The following is a 25,444-nucleotide window of genomic DNA, read 5'->3' on the forward strand; positions in this document are numbered from 1 at the left end:
CGTGTGGCCTGGGGCAGCACGGCACCACCGGGCCCCGCCGTAGTGAGGTGCCGCTCCTCAGTCCGAAGTCGGGACCTGGGGCCTCAGCAGCGCGAGCAGACGGGTCGTACGCGGCTTGGCCTGGATCTCCGCCACGGCACGCGGCAGGGCCTGGTCCGCGCCGTGCACCACCGACAGATGGCGGACCGCTCGGCCGAAGGCCGTGTAGACCCACGGCCGGGTGAGGCTCTGAGCGGCGTCGCCCGGCAGGACCACGACCACCGCCGGCCACCGCTGCCCCACCGCCTGGTGCGCGGTCAGCGCCCAGCCGTGACGTAGGGTCTGCTCCACCCGCTCCTTCGGCACGACCACGGGGACGCCCGCGCACTCCAGGTGCAACCCCTCGGCGTCGCCCTTCAGGACACGGCCCGGCAGCGTACGCCCCGGCGCGGGGGAGTAGGCGATCCGGTCGCCCGGGTCGAAGCCGCCGAAGCGCCCCGGCCCCGGGTTGAGCCGCTCCTTCAGAGCCGCGTTCAGCGCGCGGGTGCCCGCGGCGCCGCCGTGGCCCGGCGTGATCACCTGCGTCTCCTCCGCCGGAACCCCGATCGCCCGCGGCACCGAGTCCGCGACCAGCTGCACGGTCCGGTGCACGGCCTCCCCGGCGTCCCGCACCGGGACGATCACGACCTCCTTGCCGGGCGCGTCGACCTGCGGCAGCTCACCGATGCCGATGGCGGAGACAAGTTCGCCGAGCGGGCCCGGGTCGGGGGTCCGGGAGGTGATCTGCGGGCACACGCGGGCCGCGAGCAGGTCGCCGAACACGCGCCCGGGGCCGACCGACCACAGCGCGCCCGGGTCGCCGCTCAGCACCAGCCGGGCTCCGTCGGGCAGCGACTCGACGAGCAGGGCCGCCGCCTCGACATCCAACTGGGGCGCGTCCAGCACGATGAGGAGATCGAGGTCCAGCGCACCGTCCGCGTCACGTCCCGGACCCTCGCCACCGGACAGGAGGCCCGCGACGGTGGCGAGCGGCGGGTGTGTTCGCTCGTCGTCCGGCAGGTCGAGGCGGGCCAGCAGCGCCCCGAACTGGTCACGGCCGGCCGGGCTGTGCGTGGCGGCCCAGGCGCGCAGCCCGAGCCGGCGTGCCTCACGCAGCAGCGTGGCCGGCTCGATGCGGGACGCCTCCGACCCGGTGTGCAGCACCAGGCCGTGGCCCGCGACCGCACCGATCAGTTCCGCCGCGGAGCCCGCCGCCGACCGGGCCGCCTGCTGCCAGTCATCCGCAGCGCCGTCCTCCTTCGGCACGGAGTTGACCAGCCGGGCCAGTTGGTCGGCGAGGCTCTCCTCCGCGAGCGCGTACCGCTCCAGGCCGATCAGGACGCGCACCGGGCGCTCCTGCTCCTCGTCGCCGCCCGGCGGGGCCGACTCCAGGGCGTCCTGGAAGACCAGGGCCTCGCCCTCGGCGAGGGTGTCGCGCACGGCCGCCTCGGGATCCGGCACCTGGCGCCGGCCGAGCGCCGCCTCCAGGTCCGGGACCTCCAGGGCGGTGTGCCCGGCCAGGGCCGCCTGCTCCAGCAGCCAGACCGCCGTCGCACGGGCCCGGCGTTCGTCGTCCGGGCGGCAGTCCGCGCCGAGCAGGGCGCGGGCGAAGGTGTCGGCCTGCTCGGGGCGCACTCCGAAGACGCGCAGCAGCTGCCAGGGGTCGGAGCGCAGCCGCGCCTCCGCGCCCTCGCCGAGCGCCTCGGCGACCTGGGGGGCGAGCGTGTCCGGCGCGCCGCCCTCGGCCAGGACGGCCCGCACCGACGCCACCGTCTCGGCGGCGGGAGGCGCCGCGGCGGCCGCCACGGGCTGGGGGCGCCGCACCGGCTCGGGGGCGGTGGGGCGGCGCGGTGCGGGCGCGGGCGCGCTGAAGGCGCTCGCCACCGGCTTCTCACCGCTCTCCACGGCCCGCACGGCGGCGAGCAGGTCGGCGGCCTTCCCGCTGAGCTTCCCACCGGCCTCGACGGGGCCCTGCTTCGTGGCCTTCCGCCGCTCGATCCGCTCCCGCTCCAGCCGCTGAGCGGCCAGCTCGGCCTCGGCCTCGGACATCTCGGGCGCGGCACCCTCGCCGCCGCCGGCGTCCTGCGAGGGATCAGGGGAGCCGTCCGCCGGGTCCGGGCCGCCGGCCGCCGGCGCCTCGTCCCCGGAGCCCCCTGCGAGCCCCTCCGCGGGCATCGGGTCCGCGGCCCTGTCGCTCCCCGCACCGCCGCCCGCGGCGGTCCCGGCCCCGTCCTCCGCCCGAGGGGCCGTCTCCGTCGTCTCCGGGTCCGTGCTCACAGCGTGCTCCAGTCGTGATCGGGATAGCGGTGCACCGGGGCCGACACATCGTCCAGCGCCCGGCAGATCTCGTCCGGAAGACTAAGCGCCTCCACTGACAACGCCGCCGCGAGCTGCTGCGCGTTGCGCGCGCCGACGATCGGCGCGACCACCCCGGGCCGGTCCCGCACCCACGCCAGCGCCACCTGCAACGGCGTCGAGGCGAGCCCGTCGGCGGCCGTCTGCACCGCGTCGACGATGCTGCTCGCCGTGTCGTCGAGGTAGGGCGCGACGAACGGCCCCATGTGCTCCGACGCCCCGCGCGAGTCGGCCGGTGTCGAGTGCCGGTACTTGCCGGTCAGCACACCCCGGCCGAGCGGAGACGACGGCAGCAGCCCGACCCCCAGGTCCAGCGCCGCGGGCAGCACCTCCCGCTCCACTCCCCGCTGCAGCAGCGAGTACTCCATCTGTGTGCTCGCGATCCGGGTCCTCACGCCTGGCGCCGCCAGCTGCCACGTCGCCGCCTTCGCCAGCTGCCAGCCGCAGAAGTTGGACACCCCCGCATACCGCGCCCGTCCGCTGCCGACCGCCAGGTCTAGCGCCTGCAGGGTCTCCTCCAGCGGCGTGTACGGGTCGAAGGCGTGGACGTGCCAGACATCGACGTGGTCCGTGCCCAGGCGGGCGAGCGAGGCGTCCAGGGCGGAGAGCAGATGACCGCGCGAGCAGTCGAAGCGGCGGTCCGGGTCGGGCACGCTGCCCGCCTTCGTCGAGATCACCAGGTCCCGGCGGGGCACCAGCCCGTCCATGAGCCGTCCGAGCAGGTACTCGGCCTCCCCGTCCCCGTAGACGTCGGCCGTGTCGACGAGGGTCCCGCCGGCCTCCCAGAACACCTTCAACTGGTCCGCGGCGTCGTGCTCGTCCGTGTCGCGGCCCCACGTCAGGGTGCCGAGCCCGATCCGCGACACACGAAGGCCGGTACGGCCGAGATGCCTCTGCTCCATGAACGCCGAGATTACGGCCTGGACTCGGCTCATGGGGGGCCTGTGGACAACGCGTTCCCCCCGTCCGTGAGGGGATTTCCGGGGGGCCCGCCCCCACGCTAAGGTCGGGCACCAAGGGACGTTACTGATCGGTAAGGGGAATGGGCCATGCAGCTCGGGATCAACCTCGGCTACTGGGGCGCCGGAATGGACGCGGACAACCTCGCCGTGGCCCAGGAGGCCGACCGGCTCGGATACGCGGTGTGCTGGGCCGCCGAGGCCTACGGCTCCGACGCGGCCACCGTGCTGTCCTGGGTCGCCGCCAAGACCGAGCGCATCGACGTCGGCTCCGCCATCTTCCAGATCCCGGCGCGGCAGCCCGCGATGACCGCGATGACCGCCGCCACCCTCGACTCCCTGTCCGGAGGCCGCTTCCGTCTCGGTCTCGGCGTGTCGGGGCCGCAGGTCTCCGAGGGCTGGTACGGCGTCAAGTTCGACAAGCCGCTCGCCCGCACCCGCGAGTATGTGGAGATCGTACGGAGGGCGATGACCCGTGAACGGCTGACGTACGAGGGCGAGCACTGGATGCTGCCGCTGCCCGGCGGCCCCGGCAAGCCGATCAAGCTGACCGTGCACCCGCAGCGCGAGCACATCCCCCTCTACATCGCGGCCATCGGCCCGAAGAACCTGGAGCAGACCGGCGAGATCGCCGACGGCGCCCTGCTGATCTTCCCCTCCGCCGACCATCTCGAGGACACCGCGATCAAGTACCTGAGGGCCGGGCGCGAGAAGGCCGGCAAGACCCTCGACGGCTTCGACGTCTGCCCCACGGTCCCGCTCGCCGTCGGCGACGACAAGGACGTGACCGCGCTCGCCGACACCTTCCGCCCCTACACGGCCCTGTACGTCGGCGGCATGGGCAGCCCCAAGCAGAACTTCTACAACCAGCTCGCCCAGCGCATGGGCTACGAGAAGGCTGCCGCCGAAGTCCAGGAGAAGTACCTGTCCGGCGACAAGCAGGGCGCGGCGGCCGCGATCCCGCACGAGCTGATCGACCGGACCACCCTGCTCGGCTCCGTCGACCGGATCGCCGACCGCATGAGGGCGTACGCCGCGGCCGGCGTCACCACGCTCAGCCTGGCGCCGGCGGGCTTCACCCTCGAGGAGCGGATCGCAGGGCTCCGGGCCGGGACGGAGGCGCTGGAGCGGGCCGGGCTCGCGTAGCGGGCGAAGAGGTCTCTGCGGCCGTGGTGGGGGCTCGGGGGGTCTTCCCCGCCACGGCCGTCACCGGGAACAACGCTCGGCCGCCCGGGCGGTTACGGCCCTGCCGCGGCCCGCCCCTCCTTCTTTCGGCCGAGTGGTCCGCACGCAGCTGTTGCGGCACCTTCAGGGTCCCATTTGACTCGGTTTGACTCGATCGTCGCGGGTTCTGCAGAGAGGTGCGCCCATGTTGTCGGCCAAGAGCCTGTTCGAGGAGATCCTCGAACGCGACGAGTCGTTCCGGCTGTTCTGCTCCATCGCGGCCAGCGGAGAGGCACAGGGCGGCTGGGAGAACGGGCGCATCGCCCAACTGGTGCCGGAGAGCGAACGCCCGCTCGCCTCCAAGATCTCCCGCCACGGAGCGGACGAGGACAAGCACGGACGCATCTTCCACGCACTGCTCAAGAAACGCGGCCTGGAAGCCGTACCGGTGCCCCCGGAGACCGACTACACGATGCTCCTGGAGCGCCGGGGCGTCGGTCTCGCGCACGCGAAGCTCCGTGCGGACCAGCCGCTCACCGTGCAGGAGATCATCGTCTACCTGGCGCACAGCCGGGTCACCGAACAGCGCGCCGCCGAACAGATGCTCATGCTGCGCAAGCACTTCGGGGACCACCCGGACATCGGCCGGGCCGTCCGGATGATCTCCGACGACGAGGACGACCACCTCGCGTACACGCACGAGGAGCTGCTGCGCCTCGCCGCCGCCGGACACGGCCGGTTCATCCGGCGCACGCTGCGCGCGTGCGCGCTGGCCGAGATCCGTGTCCACCGGGACGTAAGCCTCGCGGTCATGGCCCACATGGCACGCATCCTCGGCTGGTCCGGAGCCAGGTCGGCGCTGCTCACGACCGTAATCCACCTCGTCTACGCCTACGAGCGGCTCGTCGGCCGCCGGCGCATGGTGACCCTGCGGACGCCCGAGCGGCGCAACGCGCTCGGCGGTCCGGCTACAACCAGCCCCGCCGCTTGAACAGCCGGTACAACAGCACCTCGAGCACTGCCATGACCACGATCACCGCAGGGTAGGACCACACCCAGTGCAGCTCCGGCATGTGCTCGAAGTTCATGCCGTAGATCCCCGCGATCATCGTCGGAACGGCGGCCATCGCGGCCCACGCCGAGATCTTCCGCATGTCGTCGTTCTGCCGCACGCTGGTCTGCGCCAGATGCGCCGACAGGATGTCCGACACCAGCCGGTCCAGGCCCTCCACCGACTCGTTCACCCGGATCAGATGGTCGTTGACGTCCCGGAAGAAGGGCCGCGACTTCTCCTGCACGAAGGGCATCGCCGCACCGTACGCGCCCTGCCCCGCCAGCCGGGCCGTCGGCGGCCCCAGCGGCACCGTCGCCCGCCGGAACTCCAGGACCTGCCGCTTGAAGGCGTAGATCCGGGACGCCGTGTGCCGCGAGCCCCCGACGGACGGCGAGAAGACCTCCGCCTCCAGCTCCTCCAGATCGGTGCCCAGCTCGGTCGCCACCTCCAGGTAGTGGTCGACGATCGAGTCCGTGATCGAGTACAGCACCCCGGTGGGCCCGTGCCGCAGCATCTCGGGCTGCTGCTCCAGATGACGGCGGACGTCACCGAGCGGCATGTCCGCGCCGTGGCGCACGGTCACCACGAACGAGTCGCCGAGGAACACCATCAACTCGCCGGTGGAGACGGTGTCGCTGTCCGGTTCGTACGACACCGGCTTGAGCACCATGAACAGCGAGTCCTCGTACACCTCCAGCTTGGGCCGCTGGTGCGCCTTCAGAGCGTCCTCCACGGCCAGCGGATGCAGCCCGAACTCCGTGGTGACCAGCTCGAACTCGTCCTCCGTCGGCTCGTACAGGCCGACCCACAAGAACGTGTCCGACGAGGCGCGCGCCTGCTCCAGCGCGGTGGACAGGTCCTGCGGCCCCTCGTCCCCCTCGTTGCGGCGCCCGTCGCGGTAGACGGCGCAGTCGACGATCACAGAGCGCACTCTCCTCTCACCCGCACCCGGGCACCGACGGGGGTTTGACGACACGACCTAGGCTGGTCGTCATGCCCACGTTGCTCCTCGTCCGGCACGGACGCTCCACCGCCAACACCGCGGGACTCCTCGCCGGCTGGACGCCCGGCGTCGCCCTCGACGAACGCGGCGCCGCGCAGGCCGCGGCCCTGCCCGGGCGGCTCGCCGAGCTGCCGATCACCGAAGTCGTCACCAGCCCCCTGCAGCGCTGCCAGGAGACCGTCCAGCCGCTCCTCGACGCCCGTCCCGGGCTGCGCGCCCACACCGACGACCGGATCGGCGAGTGCCACTACGGCGACTGGTCCGGCCGCAAGCTCGCCGAGCTGAAGGACGAGCCGCTGATGGAGGTCGTCCAGGCGCACCCGTCGGCGGCCGCGTTCCCCGGCGGCGAGTCGATGCGGGCGATGGCGACCCGCGCCGCGGAGGCCGTACGGGAGTGGAACGCGCGCGTGGAGCGCGACCACGGGGCCGACGCCGTCTACCTCATGTGCTCGCACGGCGACATCATCAAGTCCCTCGTCGGGGACGCACTCGGACTTCATCTCGACCTCTTCCAGCGGATCTCCGTGGAACCGTGTTCCATCACCGCGATCCGTTACACCCGGCTGAGGCCATTTCTCGTTCGTCTCGGCGACACCGGCGATTTCTCCTCCCTCGTACCGCGTCCGGAAGCCTCGGATCCGGACGCCACGGTCGGGGGCGGTGCGGGCGCACCGTGATCGTCGAGCGCAGTAGGGTGAAGCGGTCGAACGAGCGCAGTAGTTGTTCAGCGTAGTTGTCAGCAACCCCACAGGACCGGCGCGGTCCGCCGGTCCCGACCCCGATCCAATGGAGACAGGACGTGTCCCGTCAGGTGTTCCTCTACGACCCCCCGGACCGCTTCGTGGCCGGTACGGTCGGGCTGCCCGGGCGCCGTACCTTCTTCCTGCAGGCCTCGGCCGGACCCCGGGTGACCAGCGTGGCCCTGGAGAAGACCCAGGTCGCGGCGCTCGCCGAGCGCATGGACGAACTGCTGGACGAGGTCGTGCGGCGCAGCGGCGGCAGCGCCGCCGTCCCCGCCGTGGCCCCTGCGGAGATCACCGACACGGCCCCCCTGGAGACCCCCATCGAGGAGGAGTTCCGCGTCGGCACCATGGCGCTCGCCTGGGACGCCGAGGAACAGCGCATGATCGTCGAGGCCCAGGCCCTCGTCGAGCTGGACGCCGACTCCGAGGAGGACCTCGCCGAGGCCGAGGAGCGGCTGCTGCAGGACGAGGAGAACGGTCCGCCGATGCTCCGGGTCCGGCTCACCGGCGCGCAGGCCAGAGCCTTCGCCAAGCGCGCACTCGACGTCGTCAACGCCGGGCGGCCGCCGTGCCCGCTGTGCAGCCTCCCGCTCGACCCGGAAGGACACGTATGTCCGCGCCAGAACGGATACCGCCGCGGAGCGTGAGCACGGCCGAACTGCTCGCCGAGGGTGAGCTGACCGTGCGCGGCCGCATCCGCGACGCGTCCAACGCGGCGCTGTACTGCACGGTCTCCCACGACGGCCGGGAAGCCACCTGTGTCTACAAGCCCGTCGCGGGGGAGCGGCCCCTGTGGGACTTCCCGGACGGGACGCTGGCCCAGCGCGAGGTGGCCGCCTACGAGGTCTCCGAGGCGACCGGCTGGGGGCTCGTGCCGCCCACCGTGCTGCGCGACGGCCCGTACGGCGAGGGCATGTGCCAGCTGTGGGTGGAGGTCGTGCCCGACGGCGAGCTCCTCGCCCTGGTGGACGGCGAGGAGCCCGAGCCGGGCTGGAAGGCGATCGGTCTCGCGGAGGTCGGCGACGGTGAGACGGCGCTGCTCGTGCATGCCGACGACGAGCGGCTGCGGCGGCTCGCCGTCCTGGACGCGGTCATCAACAACGCGGACCGCAAGGGGGGCCATCTGCTGCCGGCGGCCGAGGGGCGGCTGTACGGGATCGACCACGGGGTCACGTTCAACGTCGAGAACAAGCTGCGGACGCTGCTGTGGGGGTGGGCCGGGGAGCCGCTGACGGGGGAGGCGGTGGAGGTGCTGAAAGGCCTCAAGGACGGGCTCTGCGAAGGGGCCGCCCTGGCTACCCGCCTGGCCGCACTGATCACCCCTGCGGAGGTGCGTGCGACGCGGGCGCGGGTGGAGGCGCTGCTGAAGTCGGGCCGGCATCCGGAGCCGGGCGGGGAGTGGCCGGCCATTCCGTGGCCGCCGGTGTGAGAAGTACCGCTCGCTGGGGCTGACCGGGGGCTCGTCACGCTTCCCGGCGCCTGCAGGAAGGCCTCCCCCGAGTTCTTCGAGCACCCCCAGCGCCCACCCGTGCCGCCCCGCGGCACGACTGCCCGCAGCTGCGCGGGACGGGCATGCACACCGGCCGGGCTCCCGCAAGAGCGTGTTCCCGGTCATTCACCGCCCCTCCCGCCCGATCCGGTTCGTGGACAGAACTTCCCGCCGGTTACGCTCATGACATGCATGCCTGGCCCGCTTCCGAGGTCCCCGCCCTGCCTGGTCAGGGCCGCGACCTGAGGATCCACGACACCGCGACCGGCGGCCTCGTCACCCTCGACCCCGGTCCCGTCGCCCGTATCTACGTCTGCGGGATCACCCCGTACGACGCGACCCACATGGGTCACGCGGCGACCTACAACGCGTTCGACCTCGTTCAGCGCGTGTGGCTCGACACCAAGCGCCAGGTCCACTACGTCCAGAACGTCACCGACGTCGACGACCCCCTCCTCGAGCGCGCCCAGCGCGACAACATCGACTGGGTGGCTCTCGCCGAGCGGGAGACCACCCTGTTCCGCGAGGACATGACCGCCCTGAGGATGCTGCCACCGCGGCACTACGTAGGCGCCGTGGAGGCGATACCCGGCATCGTCCCGCTGGTCGAGCGCCTGAGGGACCTCGGAGCCGCGTACGAACTCGAAGGGGACGTCTACTTCTCCGTCGAGTCCGACCCCAGCTTCGGCAAGGTCTCCCGCCTGGACGCCGCCGCCATGCGCCTGCTCTCCGCGGAGCGCGGCGGCGACCCCGACCGGCCCGGGAAGAAGAACCCGCTCGATCCGATGCTGTGGATGGCCGCCCGCGACGGCGAGCCCAGCTGGGACGGCGGCTCGCTCGGCCGCGGCCGTCCCGGCTGGCACATCGAGTGCGTGGCCATCGCCCTGGACCACCTGGGCATGGGCTTCGACGTCCAGGGCGGCGGCTCCGACCTCGCCTTCCCGCACCACGAGATGGGCGCCTCGCACGCCCAGGTGCTGACCGGCGAGTTCCCCATGGCCAAGGCGTACGTCCACGCCGGCATGGTGGCCCTGGACGGCGAGAAGATGTCCAAGTCCAAGGGCAACCTCGTCTTCGTCTCCCGGCTCCGCCGCGACGGCGTCGACCCGGCCGCCATCCGGCTCGCGCTGCACGCCCACCACTACCGGTCCGACTGGGAGTGGACCGACCAGGTCCTCCAGGACGCCGTGGCGCGGCTCGGCCGCTGGCGTGCCGCCGTCTCCCGGCCCGACGGCCCGTCCGCCGACGCGCTCGTCGAGGAGATCCGCGACGCCCTCGCGAACGACCTGGACGCACCCTCCGCGCTCGCCGCGGTCGACCGCTGGGTGGTACTCCAGGAGGAGAGCGGCGGCACGGACACCGGGGCGCCCGGTGTCGTGTCGCGGGCCGTGGACGCGCTGCTCGGCGTGGCGCTCTGAGTCCCTTTTCGCCGGTACGGAGCGGGGCGGTGCGCAGTTTGCGCACCGCCCCGCTCAGTCCTCCGGCGAGTCCTCGTCCTCGGCGCCCGGCCTCGGCGGCTTCGGTGGACGCGGACGACCGCCGGGGTTGTCCCGCAGGAACGGGCCGCCCTCGCTGCCGTCCGCCGTGGCGTGTCCGCCGGGCGGGCTGACGTCCCGTCGCCGCAGATACCGCTCGAACTCGCGGGCGATCGCCTCACCCGACGCCTCCGGCAGCTCGGCGGTGTCCCGGGCCTCCTCCAGCGTCTGCACGTACTCGGCGACCTCGCTGTCCTCGGCGGCCAGCTGGTCCACGCCGAGCTGCCAGGCGCGCGCGTCCTCCGGCAGTTCACCGAGCGGGATGCGCAGGTCGAGGAGGTCCTCCAGGCGGTTGAGGAGGGCCAGCGTGGCCTTGGGGTTCGGCGGCTGCGACACGTAGTGCGGGACCGCCGCCCACAGCGACACGGCCGGGACGCCCGCGTGCGTGCACGCCTCCTGCAGGACGCCCACGATGCCCGTGGGGCCCTCGTACTTGGTCTCCTCCAGGTCCATCCGGCGGGCCAGGTCCGGGTCGGACGTGGTCCCGCTGATCGGGACCGGACGCGTGTGCGGGGTGTCGCCGAGCAGAGCGCCCAGGATCACCACCAGTTCCACACCCAGCTCGTGGGCGAAGCCCAGCAGCTCGTTACAGAACGAGCGCCAGCGCATCGACGGTTCGATGCCGCGGACCAGCACCAGGTCGCGGGGCTTCGCACCGCCGACGCGGACCACCGAGAGCCGGGTCGTGGGCCAAGTGATCTTGCGGACCCCGGCCTCCATGAACACGGTGGGGCGGTTCACCTGGAAGTCGTAGTAGTCCTCGGCGTCCAGCGCCGCGAAGACCTCGCCCTTCCATTCCCTGTCCAGATGCGCGACCGCGGTGGAGGCGGCGTCGCCGGCATCGTTCCAGCCCTCGAACGCGGCCACCATGACCGGGTCGATCAGCTCGGGAACCCCCTCGAGCTCGATCACCCAGCGCCTCCTTCCGACGTGCCCTCACGTACGCCCCAACCTTACGGCGTGCGGCGGGGGCGCCCGCAGTCCCCTGCCACGGGGGAGTGAACGGATGACTGCCCCGTCCGGGGCCGTCGAACACCCATGATCGCCTACCGGTCCGGCACGCCGCACGGGTGGCCCACGCGGTGGGACCTCACAGGGTCGAGCGCAGCCACTGCTCGACGGACGCGATGTGCACGGTCGCCCAGGAGCGGGCCGCTTCGGCGTCGCGGTCGCGCAGGGCGCCGAGGATCGCGCGGTGCTCGCGCAGGGTGCGGCCGACCGCGTCCTCCTGGGTGAGGCCGCGCCAGACACGGGCCCGCGTGGTGGGCCCGGACAGGCCGTCCAGCAGGGAGCACAGCACCGAGTTGCCGGAGCTGTGCACGATCCCCCGATGGAACTCCAGATCGGAGGCGACCAGCTCCTCCACCGAGGGCTCGGGGCCGAGCTTGTCCAACTGGGCGGTCAGCGCGTCCAGTTGCTGCTCGCTGATGCGGGAGGCCGCCATGGCCGTCGCGGCCGGCTCCAGGATGCGGCGCACCGCGAGGAACTCCAGCACGGTGTCGTCGCGGTGGAAGTCCACGACGAAGCTCATCGCCTCCAGCAGCAGCTGGGGGTCGAGGCTCGTGACGTAGGTGCCGTCGCCCTGCCGCACGTCCAGGATGCGGATCAGCGACAGGGCGCGCACGGCCTCGCGCAGGGAGTTGCGGGACAGCCCCAGCTCCGCGGCCAGCTCGCTCTCCTTGGGCAGGCGGTCGCCCGGGCGCAGCGCACCGGAGACGATCATTTCCTTGATCTTCTCGATCGCCTCGTCGGTGACTGCCATGGCGTGCCTCCCAGGTGCTCAGACATCCGATGTCTTGGCGTCATTATGGGGGGTCGACGGGCTGAACGGAGCCGGCGCTTCCCATGTCACCTCGCGAGACGCCGTGGGCCGCTCGCAGTGGGCTCGCCGGGGTGCCGCTCGCGTGGGCTCGCCGTGGGCCGCTCGTCCGAGGTCGGACCCCGACGGGCTCGGTCATCCCGCGTCCCCCTCCGCCAGCAGCCGCAGCGCCTCCAGCGAGACCACCGCGCCGTGCTCCACGCCCCGGCCGACGACCTCACGGTGCGGGTCGTAGGCGCCCGCCGAGAACGGGGACGCCTCGTCGAGGAGTTCGTCGGCGTTGACGCCGTCCACCACGAGCACCCCACCCGCGACCAGCCCGCGCAGCGAGGCGGTCACCAGCAGTGCGGACAGCTCCATCTCGATCGCCACCAGCCCCGCCCTGTCGTAGGCGTCGAGCGGGATCAGCCCCGGCTGGAACGCCGCCCGCGTCCAGACGATCCCCCGGTGATGCGGCACCCCCGCCTCGCGCGCCGCGCGCTGGAGGGCGAGGACCGCCTCGGGCGCGGCCACCGCCGGGTACTCCGGCGGCAGCAACTGCTGGGTGACCCCGTCGTCGCGCACGGCCGCCTCCGCGATCACCAGGTCACCGTCGCCGATCCCCGGCCTCATCGCGCCCGCCGTGCCGAACCGCAGGATGGTGTGGACACCTGCGTCCGCCAGCTCCTGGAACAGCAGGATCGCACCCGGCGCACCCACCCCGTGCGAGGCCACCGTCACCGGCAGGCCCTTCCAACTCCCGCTGAACACCCGGTACTCGCGGTGGTGCGAGACCTCCTCGGCCGCCTCCAACAGCGCGGCGACGGTCGCCGCGCGCGCCGGGTCGCCCACGACCACCGCGAACGGCGGCAGCCCGGTGCGGCGGATGCGGGCGATGGGGGACAGCTCCTGCGTCATGGGGCGACTCCAGTGGGACGGGCGTACGAACACCGTACGCAGCCCGGAGCTGCGCACAGGAGTCGCGCAGGAGCCGCGCACAGGAAACGCGCACACGAAAGGGGCGGCTCCGTGCGGGAAGCCGCCCCTCGCTGTGTGGGACCCGGTGGGACCCGACCTCGACCTACTTCTTGTCTAGCAGGTCCTGCACCTTGCCGCGCACCTCGTCCGTGGCCAGGCCGCGGATCGTCAGGGTGGTGCGGCGGCGCAGCACGTCGTCCACCGTCTCGGCCCACTCGTGGTCCCGGGCGTAGACGACCTGCGCCCAGATCTCCGGGGCGTCCGGGTGGACGCGCTCGCCCAGCTCCGGGTTGTCGTTGGCCAGCCGCGCGATGTCGAAGGCCAGCGAACCGTAGTGGGTCGCCAGGTGCTTGGCCGTGTCGGGCGCCATGCGCGGGCCGGGCGCCGGGCCGTCCACGACGAGCCGGTGGGCGACCGCGCGCGGGTTGGCGATGCCCGGCAGCGGCAGCTTCTTCGGCAGCGACGAGATCGGCTCGAAGTCGTCGCCCAGCGGGTGACCCGGCAGCGACTCCAGCTTCTGCATGACCGTACGGCCGATGTGCCGGAAGGTCGTCCACTTGCCGCCCGCGACGGACAGCATGCCGCCCTTGCCCTCGGTCACCACGGTCTCCCGCTTGGCCTTGGCGGTGTCGCCGGGACCGCCCGGCAGCACCCTGAGGCCGGCGAACGAGTAGGTGATCAGCTCCCGTCGCAGCTGCTGGTCGCGGACGGAGAAGGCGGCCTCGTCCAGGATCTGGGCGATGTCCTTCTCGTTGACCGCCACCTCGGCGGGGTCGCCCTCGTACTCCTCGTCGGTCGTGCCGAGCAGCAGCATGTCCTCCCACGGGAGGGCGAAGGTGATGCGGTACTTGTCGATCGGGGTCGCGAGCGCCGCCTTCCAGGGGGAGGTGCGCTTGAGGACCAGGTGCACGCCCTTGGACAGCCGGATGGACGGCGCCGCGTTCGGGTCCTCCATCCGGCGCAGGTGGTCGACCCACGGCCCGGTCGCGTTCAGCACCAGCCGCGCGTCCACGCCGAACTCGTCGCCCGAGAGCCGGTCGCGCAGCTCGGCGCCGGTGACCCGGCCCTTGGTGAACCTGAGGCCGGTGACCTCGGCGTGGTTGAGGACGACGGCGCCCGCCTCGACGGCCGCGCGGACCGTCATCAGCGCCATGCGCGCGTCGTTCATCTGGTCGTCGCCGTAGACGGCCACGGCCTTGAGGTTCTCGGTGCGCAGCTCCGGCACGTCCTGCGCCGCCCTGGCCGGCGACAGCAGGTGGCCTATGCCGTCGCCGAACGCCGACAGCGCGGAGTAGGCGAACACGCCCGCCCCGAGCTTCGCCGCGCCGTGCGGCCCGCCCTTGTACACGGGGAGGTAGAACGTGAGCGGGTTCGCCAGGTGGGGGGCCACCTGACGGGAGACCGCACGGCGCTCGAAGTGGTTCTCCGCGACCAGCTTCACCGCGCCGGTCTGCAGGTAGCGCAGACCGCCGTGGAGCAGCTTGGAGGAGGCTGAGGAGGTGGCGCCGGCGAAGTCGCCGGCGTCCACCAGCGCCACCCTGAGGCCCGACTGCGCGGCATGCCAGGCCGTGGAGATGCCCAGGATCCCGCCGCCGATCACCAGGAGGTCGTAGGTCGCCCTGGACAACTGCTCCCGGGTCTCGGCACGGCTCGGGTTGGAGCCGTAGGCGGGGTGGGTCCCCAGAGCCGGAACACTCTGCAGGGTGGTCATCGCGAATTACTCCTCGTGCTCGATCCAGCCCATGGTCCGCTCGACGGCCTTGAGCCAGTTCTTGTACTCACGGTCGCGGGTCTCCGCGTCCATGTGGGGCGTCCACTCGGCGGCCCGCCGCCAGTTGGCGCGCAGGTCGTCGGTGCTGGTCCAGAAGCCGACGGCCAGGCCGGCGGCGTAGGCGGCGCCGAGGCAGGTGGTCTCGGCGACCATCGGGCGCACCACCGGTGCGTCCAGGACGTCCGAGAGCGTCTGCATCAGCAGGTTGTTGGAGGTCATGCCGCCGTCGACCTTGAGGGTCGCCAGCTCGACACCCGAGTCCTTGGTCATGGCGTCGGCGATCTCCCGCGTCTGCCAGGCGGTGGCCTCCAGGACGGCGCGCGCGAGGTGCGCCTTGGTGACGTACCGGGTCAGCCCGGCGATCACACCGCGGGCGTCGGAGCGCCAGTACGGGGCGAACAGACCGGAGAAGGCCGGTACGAAGTAGGCGCCGCCGTTGTCCTCGACCGAGAGCGCGAGGGTCTCGATCTCGGCGGCGGTCTGGATCAGGCCCATCTGGTCCCGCATCCACTGCACCAGGGAGCCGGTGACCGCGATGGAGCCCTCCAGGGCGTAGACCGGCTTGTCGTCGCCGATCTGGTAGCCGACCGTGGTCAGCAGGCCCGAGTAGGAGTTGATGAGCTTGTCACCGGTGTTCATCACCATGAAGGTGCCGGTGCCGTAGGTGGACTTGGTCTCGCCCTCGGAGAAGCAGGTCTGGCCGAACAGGGCCGCCTGCTGGTCGCCGAGCGCGGAGGCCACCGGGATGCCGCCGAGCAGCTCGCCGAGGCGGCCGCCGGTGATCTCGCCGTAGACCTCGGCGGAGGAACGGATCTCGGGCAGCATCGCGAGCGGCACGCCGATGGATTCGGCGATCTTCTCGTCCCACTGCATGGTGTGCAGGTTCATCAGCAGGGTGCGGGAGGCGTTGGTCACGTCGGTGACGTGGTGGCCCCCGTTGACACCGCCGGTCAGGTTCCAGATGACCCAGGTGTCCATGGTGCCGAAGAGGATGTCCCCCGCCTCGGCGCGCTCGCGCAGGCCGTCGACGTTGTCGAGCAGCCAGCGGGCCTTGGGGCCCGCGAAGTACGAGGCCAGCGGCAGGCCGGTCTCGCGGCGGAAGCGGTCCTGGCCGACGTTGCGGCCGAGCTCCTTGCACAGGGCGTCGGTGCGGGTGTCCTGCCAGACGATGGCGTTGTGGACGGGCTCACCGGTGTTCTTGTCCCACAGCACGGTCGTCTCGCGCTGGTTGGTGATGCCGATGGCCTTGATGTCGTCTCTGGTGATGCCGGCCTTCTCGACGGCTCCGGCCACGACGTCCTGGACGTTGGTCCAGATCTCGGTGGCGTTGTGCTCCACCCAGCCCGGCTTCGGGAAGATCTGCTCGTGCTCCTTCTGGTCGACGGAGACGATCCGGCCGTCCCGGTCGAAGATGATGCAGCGCGAGGAGGTCGTGCCCTGGTCGATGGCGGCGATGAAGGGGCCGGCGGTGTGTGCGTCGGTCACGGTGTGCTCCTGGAGTTCCATGGTTAAAAGGGGCTGTCTTTACGGCGCGGTGCTGATGTGCGGAAGCCTTCTACGGCTCACTCGATCTCAAGCAAAAGCGACGTTGTAGATGCCTGCGGCGATCGCCGCGCCGACCAGCGGGCCGACGACCGGGATCCAGGCGTAGCCCCAGTCGGAGCCGCCCTTGTTGGGCAGGGGGAGGAGGGCGTGCACGATACGCGGACCGAGGTCACGGGCCGGGTTGATCGCGTAGCCCGTCGGACCGCCCAGGGAGAGGCCGATCGAGACCACGACCAGCGAGGTGATCAGGGCGCCCAGGGTGCCCAGACCGTTGCCCTTGTCGTTGAGGCCCTGCGTGAGGACCGCGAGCACCAGCACGATCGTGCCGATGATCTCCGTGGCGAGGTTCTGCACCGTGTTCCGGATCTCCGGGCCGGTGGAGAAGATGCCGAGCACGGGGCCGGCGCCCTTTTCCTGCGCCTCGACCGCCTTGGCGGTGGTGGCCTGCGCGCCCGGCCCGCCCACGATCTCCTTGTCGGTGAGGTGGGCCTGGAACTGGCCTGCGTAGGCGACCCACACCAGCGTCGCACCGATCATCGCACCGAGCAGCTGTCCTGCCCAGTAGACCGGGAGGTTGCTCCAGTCGCCGGTCTTGATGGCGAGTGCGAGGGTCACGGCCGGGTTCAGATGGGCACCGGAGAGCGGTGCGGAGGTGTAGACCGCCGTCAGAACGGCGAAACCCCAGCCGAACGTGATGGCGAGCCAACCGGCGTTACGGGCCTTGGAGGCCTTCAGCGTCACGGCGGCGCACACGCCGCCGCCCAGCAGGATGAGTATGGCGGTACCGATGGTCTCGCCGATGAAGATGTCGGAGCTGGACACCCGCGACTCCTTTGTCCTTCGTCCAGGGGAAGGCGAACCCCGGGTCCCTCCGGTGGTCCGCGCCCTCGGGGGTGAGAGCGATGCCGGCCCTTGGCGTTGTCACACTCTAGCGCTTATTGCCGGTAGGTGTTCGACAATGCCGACCGATGGACGGGAGTCTTGCTTCCTGTTCGCACGGTCGTCAAGAGTCCTGTTGCACGAAGCGGGATCGTTACTGATCGACATGTGCCCACGACCTTTTCGATGGGTGCGCATCGCGTGCGAACAGGCACGTTGCGTGGGGGCCGCACCAGGACGCGGGCAGGCACGCGGCCGGTACGGCAATGCCGTACCGGTCTTTCAGAGTGCGGGGTTCCCCGAGTGCGGGACGTGGTGGCCGCGGGACTCAGAAGCGTCCGGCGCCCAGGTCCCGGGAGACCGCGCGGGCGCAGTCGCGCACCGCCGCGATCAGCTCGGGGCGCAGTTCCCCGTCCCGGCACACCCGCTCCACGGCGCCGGTGATGCCCACGGCGCCCACCGGCATCCGCCGCCGGTCGTGGATGGGTGCCGCGACCGAGGCCACTCCGGTCCACGTCTCCTCCACGTCGGCCGCGTACCCGCGCGCCCGGGCGAGGTCGAGGACGTGCTCGAAGTCGTGCGGGTCGCACACGGTCCTGTCGGTGAACGCCTTGCGGTCGGCCTCCAGCGCCTCGCTGTGCGCGACCGGGTCGTACGCCGACAGCACCTTGCCCAGGGCCGTGGAGTGCAGCGGCTGCATCGCCCCGATCTCCAGGACCTGCCGGCTGTCGTCGGGCCGGAACACGTGGTGCACGATCAGGACGCCCTGCTGATGCAGGACCCCGAGGTAGACGCTCTCCCCGCTGGAGCGGGCCAGGTCGTCCGTCCACACCAGGGCGCGCGCCCGCAGCTCGTGCACGTCCAGGTAGGTGGTCCCCAGGCGCAGCAGCTCCGCCCCGAGCTGGTAGCGGCCGGAGGCCGTGTCCTGCTCGACGAACCCCTCCTGCTGGAGTGTGCGGAGTATGCCGTGGGCCGTGCCCTTGGCGAGGCCCAGGGACGAGGCGATGTCCGACAGGCCGAGCCGTCGCTCGCCGCCCGCGAGCAGCCGCAGCATCGCGGCCGCCCGTTCGAGCGACTGGATGTTCCGTGCCATCGCCGTCCTGCCCTCCGTCCACTTCGACCGTCGGCAGGGTTCGCATACCGCCGTTCGGCAATGCCGAACACTACCGGTCGTTGCCGACCTCCCGCTAATGGGTGGTCGCCATCCGTTCGGCGGAAATCCCCACGCGGGTCATTCCGGGCCCCGCCCGTCCCGCCCCGTGGACGCCCCTGACCGTACGGCGTGCTCCGGGCTACCCTGGCCGCGTGCGTCTTCCGTGGGAAGGTCCAGAGGAGACGCAAAGCCGACAGCCGTCGCACTCCAGGGAGCATCTTCCATGGCCTCGTTGCCGAACCCGTCCCTTTCGTCCGCCTCCACCGACAGCCGGATCCGAATCGAAGCCCTCCGGGAAGCCCTCGCCACCCGCGTCGTGGTGGCCGACGGCGCCATGGGCACGATGCTCCAGGCCCAGGACCCGACGCTGGAGGACTTCCAGGGCCTCGAGGGCTGCAACGAGATCCTCAACGTCACCCGTCCGGACATCGTCCGCACGGTGCACGCCGCCTACTTCGACGCGGGCGTCGACTGCGTCGAGACCAACACCTTCGGCGCCAACCTCACCGCCCTGGGCGAGTACGACATCGCCGAGCGGGTCGCCGAACTGTCCGAGGCCGGCGCCCGCATCGCCCGCGAGACGGCCGACGAGTTCACCGCGCGCGACGGGCGCCGGCGCTGGGTGCTGGGCTCCATCGGCCCCGGCACCAAGCTGCCCACCCTCGGCCACACCACCTTCACCGGCCTCCGCGACGCCTACCGGCGCAACGCCGAGGGCCTGCTCGCCGGCGGTGCCGACGCCCTGCTGGTGGAGACCACCCAGGACCTGCTGCAGACCAAGGCCTCCGTCATCGCCGCCCGCCGTGCGATGGAGACGGCCGGGTACGAGGTCCCGCTGATCGTGTCGGTCACCGTCGAGACGACCGGCACCATGCTGCTCGGCTCTGAGATCGGCGCCGCGCTGACCGCGCTGGAGCCGCTCGGCATCGACATGATCGGCTTGAACTGCGCCACCGGCCCGGCCGAGATGAGCGAGCACCTGCGCTACCTCGCCCGCCACTCCCGTATCCCGCTGTCGTGCATGCCGAACGCCGGCCTGCCCGAGCTGACCAAGGACGGCGCGCACTACCCGCTGACCGCCCCCCAGCTGGCCGACGCCCAGGAGACGTTCGTCACCGAGTACGGCCTGTCCCTGGTCGGCGGCTGCTGCGGTACGACGCCGGAGCATCTGCGCCAGGTCGTCGAGCGGGTCCGTGACCTCACCCCGCCCGAGCGGCGCCCGCAGCCCGAGCCCGGTGCGGCGTCGCTGTACCAGTCGGTGCCGTTCCGCCAGGACACCTCCTACCTGGCGATCGGCGAGCGCACGAACGCCAACGGGTCGAAGAAGTTCCGGGAGGCCATGCTGGAGGGCCGCTGGGACGACTGTGTGGAGATGGCCCGGGAGCAGATCCGCGAGGGCGCCCACCTGCTCGACCTGTGCGTCGACTACGTGGGCCGCGACGGCGTCGCCGACATGGAAGAGCTGGCCGGCCGCTTCGCCACCGCCTCCACGCTGCCGATCGTCCTGGACTCCACCGAGGTCGACGTCCTGCGGGCCGGGTTGGAGAAGCTCGGCGGCCGTGCGGTCATCAACTCGGTGAACTACGAGGACGGCGACGGCCCCGAGTCCCGTTTCGTGAAGGTCACCCGGCTCGCCAGGGAGCACGGGGCGGCGCTGATCGCGCTGACCATCGACGAGGAGGGCCAGGCCCGCACCGCCGAGAAGAAGGTGGAGATCGCCGAGCGGCTGATCGCCGACCTGACGGGGAACTGGGGCATCCGTGAGGAGGACATCCTCATCGACTGCCTGACCTTCACCATCTGCACCGGCCAGGAGGAGTCCCGCAAGGACGGCCTCGCCACCATCGAGGGCATCCGCGAGCTGAAGAAGCGCCACCCCCGGGTGCAGACCACGCTGGGCCTGTCGAACATCTCCTTCGGCCTCAACCCGGCCGCCCGCATCCTGCTCAACTCCGTCTTCCTCGAGGAGTGCGTCAAGGCCGGGCTGGACTCGGCGATCGTGCATGCCTCGAAGATCCTTCCGATCGCCCGGTTCAGCGAGGAAGAGGTGCAAACGGCCCTCGACCTCATCTACGACCGCCGCTCCGCGGACTACGACCCGCTGCAGAAGCTCATGCAGCTGTTCGAGGGCGCCACCGCCAAGTCCCTGAAGGCGGGCAAGGCCGAGGAACTGGCCGCGCTGCCGCTCGAGGAGCGCCTGAAGCGGCGGATCATCGACGGCGAGCGCAACGGCCTGGAAGCCGACCTCGAGGAGGCCCTTCAGGAGCGCCCGGCCCTCGACATCGTCAACGAGACCCTGCTGGACGGAATGAAGGTCGTCGGCGAGCTGTTCGGCTCCGGCCAGATGCAGCTGCCGTTCGTCCTGCAGTCCGCCGAGGTGATGAAGTCCGCGGTCGCCTACCTCGAGCCGCACATGGAGAAGACCGACGAGGCCGGCAAGGGCACCATCGTGCTCGCCACCGTGCGCGGCGACGTGCACGACATCGGCAAGAACCTCGTCGACATCATCCTGTCCAACAACGGCTACAACGTCGTCAACCTCGGCATCAAGCAGCCCGTCTCCGCGATCCTGGAGGCCGCTGAGGAGCACAAGGCCGACGTCATCGGCATGTCGGGTCTCCTGGTCAAGTCCACGGTGATCATGAAGGAGAACCTGGAGGAGCTCAACCAGCGGGGCCTGGCCGCCACCTACCCGGTCATCCTCGGCGGCGCCGCACTCACCCGGGCCTACGTCGAGCAGGATCTGCACGAGCTGTACGAGGGCGAGGTCCGCTACGCCCGCGACGCGTTCGAGGGCCTGCGGCTGATGGACGCCCTGATCGGGGTCAAGCGGGGCGTGCCCGGGGCGAAGCTGCCCGAGCTGCGGCAGCGCCGGGTACGCGCGGCCGCCGTGGAGATCGAGGAGCGGCCCGAGGAAGGGCACGTCCGCTCCGACGTCGCCACCGACAACCCCGTGCCCACCCCACCGTTCCGGGGCACCCGCATCGTCAAGGGCATCCCGCTCAAGGAGTACGCGAGCTGGCTGGACGAGGGCGCGCTGTTCAAGGGGCAGTGGGGCCTGAGGCAGGCCCGCACCGGCGAGGGGCCGACGTACGAGGAGCTGGTCGAGACCGAGGGCCGGCCCCGGCTGCGTGGCCTGCTGGACCGGCTGCAGACCGAGAACCTCCTCGAAGCGGCCGTCGTCTACGGCTACTTCCCCTGCGTGTCCAAGGACGACGACCTGATCATCCTGGACGAGGAGGGCAACGAGCGCACCCGGTTCACCTTCCCGCGCCAGCGTCGCGGCCGCCGGCTGTGCCTGGCCGACTTCTTCCGTCCGGAGGAGTCGGGGGAGAGGGACGTCGTCGGCTTCCAGGTCGTCACCGTCGGCTCGAGGATCGGTGAGGAGACCGCGCGGCTGTTCGAGTCGAACTCCTACCGCGACTACCTCGAACTGCACGGCCTGTCCGTGCAGTTGGCGGAGGCGCTCGCCGAGTACTGGCACGCGCGCGTGCGTGCCGAGCTGGGCTTCGCCGGCGAGGACCCCGCCGACATGGAAGACATGTTCGCCCTGAAGTACCGCGGTGCCCGCTTCTCCCTCGGCTACGGCGCCTGCCCCGACCTGGAGGACCGCGCGAAGATCGCCCAGCTCCTGGAGCCGGAGCGGATCGGCGTCCACCTCTCCGAGGAGTTCCAGCTGCACCCGGAGCAGTCCACGGACGCGATCGTGATCCACCACCCGGAGGCCAAGTACTTCAACGCGCGGTAGCGTCCGTCCGCGGTCCCCGGCGGGCCCCGTGGCGCGTCTTCGGCGCGGGCAGGGTGTGGCCGGGCGCCCGACGGCGGCGCCGGCGCGTCTTCCGCCGCGGCGGGGTGTGCCCCGGGTAAGCCCCATCCGCGCGTCCTCGGCGCGTCCTCGGCCCGGCACGGGTGTGCCCCGGCGAGCCCCGCCGACGCCTCTCCCGGCGGCGGCAGAGCGCCCCGGGTGTCCTGGTGGCCGGATGGGTGCCGCCCGGCGGTCTGCGCAGGTCCTCCTACGCCCGCCCGGCGTGGCGCTCCGGCACCGAGAGGCACTTTTCCCACCCGCGTCGTACACTGGTCGATCCACCGCAGGCCGGTTCCCTCCCTGGGAACCGGCCTGGTCGTCCCTTGAAGGAGGTATGCCGGATGACCACCACGGTTCCCGCACTCGGAACCCGTACGGCCGAAGGCTCCGCCCTGCAGGCCGTGCTCCTCGACATGGACGGCACCCTCGTGGACACCGAGGGATTCTGGTGGGACGTCGAAGTCGAGGTCTTCGCCGGCCTCGGTCACACGCTCGACGACTCCTGGCGTCATGTCGTGGTCGGCGGTCCCATGACACGCAGCGCGGGATTCCTGATCGAGGCCACCGGCGCCGACATCACTCTCGACGAGCTCAGCGTCCTGCTCAACGACGGGTTCGAGAGCCGTATCGACCGCAGACTGCCCCTGATGCCGGGCGCCGCGCGACTGCTGGCCGAACTCGCCGCGCACGACATCCCCACCGCCCTGGTCTCCGCCTCCCACCGGCGCATCATCGACCGGGTCCTGGCCTCCGTCGGTCCGCAGTACTTCGCCCTGACCATCGCCGGCGACGAGGTCGAGCGCACCAAGCCGTTCCCCGACCCGTATCTGCGGGCCGCCGCCGGCCTCGGTGCCGACCCCACACGGTGCGCGGTCGTCGAGGACACACTGACCGGAGTCACGGCCGCCGAGGCCGCCGGCTGCCGCGTGGTGGCCGTGCCCTCGGTCGCCCCCATCGAACCGGCCGCCCGCCGCACCGTCGTCACCTCGCTCGAAGAGGTCGACCTGCCATTTCTGCGGCGTTTGATGACGCGCGTTTGATGACGCACGTGCGCTGATCCTTCACTCAGCGTGCAGAGCGAATGGACGGATTACTTCCGGCTGTCCGACCGAATGAATTAATACCGGCTCAACCGAGCGAATTCCGGGGCACTGAGCGCCTGTTCAGTATGTGACGTTCCCCACGCTCGCAGGGGTCGACAGCGGACCCGACGTGTGCTGTTCCACCCCATTCTGACGGGCCGAACGCACCCTTGTGTCCCGATTGGTGAGATGCTGCACGAATCCTTCCCCCGACCGGTTTTCCGGTCCGTTCACAGCCGGTTTCACAGCGTGATGGGAACTCAACTCCGGTGGCTGTCAGCCCTCGTGCAGGTGCGGACTAATCTCAGCGCGAGAACATCACCACTTCCCCGTGATCCGCCGCACCACCCATGCATGCCGGATACACGGACCCAACAGCTCTGGAGAAACTCGAGCATGAACCGCAAGACTTTGGTGCTGCCGGCCGTCGCCGGTCTGCTCACCCCCGTCCTCGCTGCCTGCGGCGGGTCCAGCAGCGGGGGCAAGAGCGGTGACGCCATCGTCGTCGGCACCACCGACCGGTTCACCGCCTCCAGCGACGCCCCCGCGCCCGTGGATCCCGCGTACGCCTACGACGTCGGCACCTGGAACATCCTCCGGCAGACCGTGCAGACGCTGATGGTGCAGCCCCGCGGCGACGGCGAGCCGCAGCCCGAGGCCGCCGAGAGCTGCGGCTTCACCGACACCGGCAACGAGCGCTACGCCTGCAAGCTGCGCAAGGACCTGAAGTTCGCGAACGGCGACCCGGTGACCGCGGCCGACGTGAAGTACTCCATCGACCGCGCCCGCGCCATCAAGGCCGACAGCGGCGTCTTCGCCCTGCTGTCCACCATCGACACCGTCGAGACGCAGGGTGACAACGAAGTCATCTTCCACCTCAAGACCGCGGACGCCACCTTCCCGTTCAAGCTGTCGACGCCGGTCGCCGGCATCGTCAACCCCAAGGACTACGAGAAGAACAAGCTCCGCGAAGGCTTCGACATCGACGGCTCCGGGCCGTACACGTTGCAGGCCGAGGTCAAGAACAACGAGCTGGTCAAGGCCACCTTCACCAAGAACCCCAACTACCGGGGCCTGCTGACGCCGAAGAACGACAAGGTCGTCCTCGAGTCGTTCACCGACGCCGCCGCGATGGGCACCGCCCTCGACAAGGGCGACATCGACGTCATGACCCGCACGATGGACCCGGACCAGATCCGCAAGCTCCAGAACGACACCAGCGGCAAGGTCAACCTCGTTGAGATGCCGGGCCTCGAGATCCGCTACCTGGCCTTCAACACCGACGCCCCCACGGTGAAGAGCAAGGCCGTCCGCCAGGCCATGGCACAGGTCATCAACCGCGGCGAACTGGTCTCCAAGCTGTACGGCACCGAGGCCGAGCCCCTGTTCTCGCTCGTCCCCGCCACCATCACCGGCCACTCCAACTCGTTCTTCAACAAGTACGGCAACCCCAGCGTGGACAAGGCCCGCAGCCTGCTGTCCCGGGCGGGCATCACCACCCCGGTGAAGCTGACGCTGCACTACACGACCGACCACTACGGCCCGGCCACCGCCAAGGAGTTCGAGGTGCTCAAGCAGCAGCTCAACGCCAGCGGTCTGTTCGACGTCACCATCCAGGGCACCCCCTGGGAGAAGTTCCGCCCGGCCGAGAAGAAGGGCGAGTACGACGTCTACGGCATGGGCTGGTTCCCGGACTTCCCGGACGCCGACAACTACCTGGCGCCGTTCCTCGACAAGGACAACACCCTCGGATCCCCGTACGCCAACCCCGAGATCATCAACACCCTGATCCCGCAGTCCCGCCGCGAGGCCGACCGCCTCACCGCGTCGAAGAGCCTCGCCGACATGCAGGACATCGTCGCCGACGACGTGCCGATCCTGCCGCTGTGGCAGGGCAAGCAGTACGTCGCCACCCGCGACGACATCACCGGCAGCGAGTACGCGATGAACTCCTCCTCCACGCTGCAGCTGTGGGAGCTCGGCCGCGGCGTCGGCGGCTGACCGGTCAGCCGGCCGGTTGCGCACCGGCCATGTGACCAGCGGTTCTTCAGGCCCCCGGGCATACGCCCCGGGGGCTTGCCGCGTTCGCGGTACGATCCGGGAGCTTCCGCAC

General features: G+C 71.2%; 19 protein-coding genes. 9 read left to right on the forward strand and 10 right to left on the reverse strand.

The window, feature by feature from the left end; genetic code table 11:
- Positions 1-57: 57 nt before the first annotated feature.
- Entirely contained in the window at positions 58-2,193 is a 2,136-nt protein-coding gene (locus tag ACZ7L1_RS14415) for a helix-hairpin-helix domain-containing protein (RefSeq protein WP_471437403.1), read from the reverse strand.
- Between the two features lie 98 nt (positions 2,194-2,291).
- Positions 2,292-3,275: an aldo/keto reductase gene (locus ACZ7L1_RS14420; protein ID WP_471437405.1), complete on the reverse strand. Its 984-nt coding sequence runs from the start codon at positions 3,273-3,275 to the stop codon at positions 2,292-2,294.
- 147 nt (positions 3,276-3,422) lie between these two features.
- Here ACZ7L1_RS14420 and ACZ7L1_RS14425 point away from each other — a divergent pair, with 147 nt between their 5' ends.
- Both ACZ7L1_RS14425 and ACZ7L1_RS14430 read left to right on the forward strand, forming a co-directional pair.
- Positions 3,423-4,478 (forward strand): LLM class F420-dependent oxidoreductase, encoded by a 1,056-nt coding sequence (locus tag ACZ7L1_RS14425; RefSeq protein ID WP_471437166.1) that lies wholly within the window; start codon positions 3,423-3,425, stop codon positions 4,476-4,478.
- Positions 4,479-4,701: 223 nt separating this feature from the next.
- Positions 4,702-5,487, forward strand: coding sequence for a ferritin-like domain-containing protein (locus tag ACZ7L1_RS14430; RefSeq protein ID WP_471437168.1), 786 nt, complete (start codon positions 4,702-4,704; stop codon positions 5,485-5,487).
- On the opposite strand, the gene corA is transcribed toward ACZ7L1_RS14430, so the two are convergent.
- Positions 5,465-6,472: a magnesium/cobalt transporter CorA gene (gene corA, locus ACZ7L1_RS14435; protein ID WP_471437169.1), complete on the reverse strand. Its 1,008-nt coding sequence runs from the start codon at positions 6,470-6,472 to the stop codon at positions 5,465-5,467. The genes ACZ7L1_RS14430 and corA overlap by 23 nt on opposite strands.
- Before the next feature lie 71 nt (positions 6,473-6,543).
- Between corA and ACZ7L1_RS14440 the strand changes: the two genes are divergently transcribed.
- The 4 genes from ACZ7L1_RS14440 to mshC all read left to right on the forward strand — a co-directional run bounded on the left by ACZ7L1_RS14440 (position 6,544) and on the right by mshC (position 10,203).
- Positions 6,544-7,230, forward strand: coding sequence for a histidine phosphatase family protein (locus ACZ7L1_RS14440; RefSeq protein ID WP_471437171.1), 687 nt, complete (start codon positions 6,544-6,546; stop codon positions 7,228-7,230).
- 122 nt (positions 7,231-7,352) lie between these two features.
- Positions 7,353-7,943, forward strand: coding sequence for a DUF3090 domain-containing protein (locus ACZ7L1_RS14445; RefSeq protein ID WP_388571003.1), 591 nt, complete (start codon positions 7,353-7,355; stop codon positions 7,941-7,943).
- A complete protein-coding gene (locus tag ACZ7L1_RS14450) occupies positions 7,907-8,725 on the forward strand; it encodes an SCO1664 family protein (RefSeq protein WP_471437174.1) in 819 nt (272 codons plus the stop codon). The genes ACZ7L1_RS14445 and ACZ7L1_RS14450 overlap by 37 nt, the downstream gene beginning before the upstream one ends.
- Positions 8,726-8,973: 248 nt before the next feature.
- Entirely contained in the window at positions 8,974-10,203 is a 1,230-nt protein-coding gene (mshC, locus tag ACZ7L1_RS14455) for a cysteine--1-D-myo-inosityl 2-amino-2-deoxy-alpha-D-glucopyranoside ligase (protein WP_471437175.1), read from the forward strand.
- A gap of 54 nt (positions 10,204-10,257) precedes the next feature.
- On the opposite strand, the gene ACZ7L1_RS14460 is transcribed toward mshC, so the two are convergent.
- The 7 genes from ACZ7L1_RS14460 to ACZ7L1_RS14490 form a co-directional block, all read right to left on the reverse strand.
- The gene (locus tag ACZ7L1_RS14460) at positions 10,258-11,232 is read right to left on the reverse strand and encodes a PAC2 family protein (RefSeq protein ID WP_471437177.1); all 975 of its coding nucleotides are present in this window, start codon (positions 11,230-11,232) and stop codon (positions 10,258-10,260) included.
- 178 nt (positions 11,233-11,410) lie between these two features.
- Positions 11,411-12,082: a FadR/GntR family transcriptional regulator gene (locus ACZ7L1_RS14465; protein WP_471437179.1), complete on the reverse strand. Its 672-nt coding sequence runs from the start codon at positions 12,080-12,082 to the stop codon at positions 11,411-11,413.
- A 192-nt stretch (positions 12,083-12,274) separates the two neighbouring features.
- Complete coding sequence (locus tag ACZ7L1_RS14470) at positions 12,275-13,036, reverse strand: nucleoside phosphorylase (protein WP_471437181.1); 762 nt, start codon at positions 13,034-13,036, stop codon at positions 12,275-12,277.
- Positions 13,037-13,199: 163 nt separating this feature from the next.
- Positions 13,200-14,807 (reverse strand): glycerol-3-phosphate dehydrogenase/oxidase, encoded by a 1,608-nt coding sequence (locus ACZ7L1_RS14475; RefSeq protein ID WP_471437183.1) that lies wholly within the window; start codon positions 14,805-14,807, stop codon positions 13,200-13,202.
- Between the two features lie 6 nt (positions 14,808-14,813).
- Positions 14,814-16,352 carry a glycerol kinase GlpK gene (gene glpK, locus ACZ7L1_RS14480; protein WP_471437185.1) on the reverse strand — a complete coding sequence of 513 codons (1,539 nt, stop codon included), beginning with the start codon at positions 16,350-16,352 and terminating at the stop codon, positions 14,814-14,816.
- A gap of 87 nt (positions 16,353-16,439) precedes the next feature.
- Positions 16,440-17,234, reverse strand: a complete 795-nt coding sequence (locus tag ACZ7L1_RS14485; protein WP_403621363.1) for an MIP/aquaporin family protein — start codon at positions 17,232-17,234, stop codon at positions 16,440-16,442.
- 385 nt (positions 17,235-17,619) lie between these two features.
- Positions 17,620-18,384 (reverse strand): IclR family transcriptional regulator, encoded by a 765-nt coding sequence (locus ACZ7L1_RS14490; RefSeq protein WP_471437186.1) that lies wholly within the window; start codon positions 18,382-18,384, stop codon positions 17,620-17,622.
- A gap of 283 nt (positions 18,385-18,667) precedes the next feature.
- Here ACZ7L1_RS14490 and metH point away from each other — a divergent pair, with 283 nt between their 5' ends.
- The 3 genes from metH to ACZ7L1_RS14505 all read left to right on the forward strand — a co-directional run bounded on the left by metH (position 18,668) and on the right by ACZ7L1_RS14505 (position 25,332).
- Positions 18,668-22,192: a methionine synthase gene (gene metH / locus ACZ7L1_RS14495; protein ID WP_471437188.1), complete on the forward strand. Its 3,525-nt coding sequence runs from the start codon at positions 18,668-18,670 to the stop codon at positions 22,190-22,192.
- Positions 22,193-22,590: 398 nt separating this feature from the next.
- Complete coding sequence (locus ACZ7L1_RS14500; RefSeq protein ID WP_471437190.1) at positions 22,591-23,289, forward strand: HAD family hydrolase; 699 nt, start codon at positions 22,591-22,593, stop codon at positions 23,287-23,289.
- A gap of 438 nt (positions 23,290-23,727) precedes the next feature.
- The gene (locus ACZ7L1_RS14505; protein ID WP_471437192.1) at positions 23,728-25,332 is read left to right on the forward strand and encodes an ABC transporter substrate-binding protein; all 1,605 of its coding nucleotides are present in this window, start codon (positions 23,728-23,730) and stop codon (positions 25,330-25,332) included.
- Positions 25,333-25,444: the final 112 nt, after the last annotated feature.

The organism is Streptomyces sp. NPDC107546 (genome assembly GCF_055639175.1).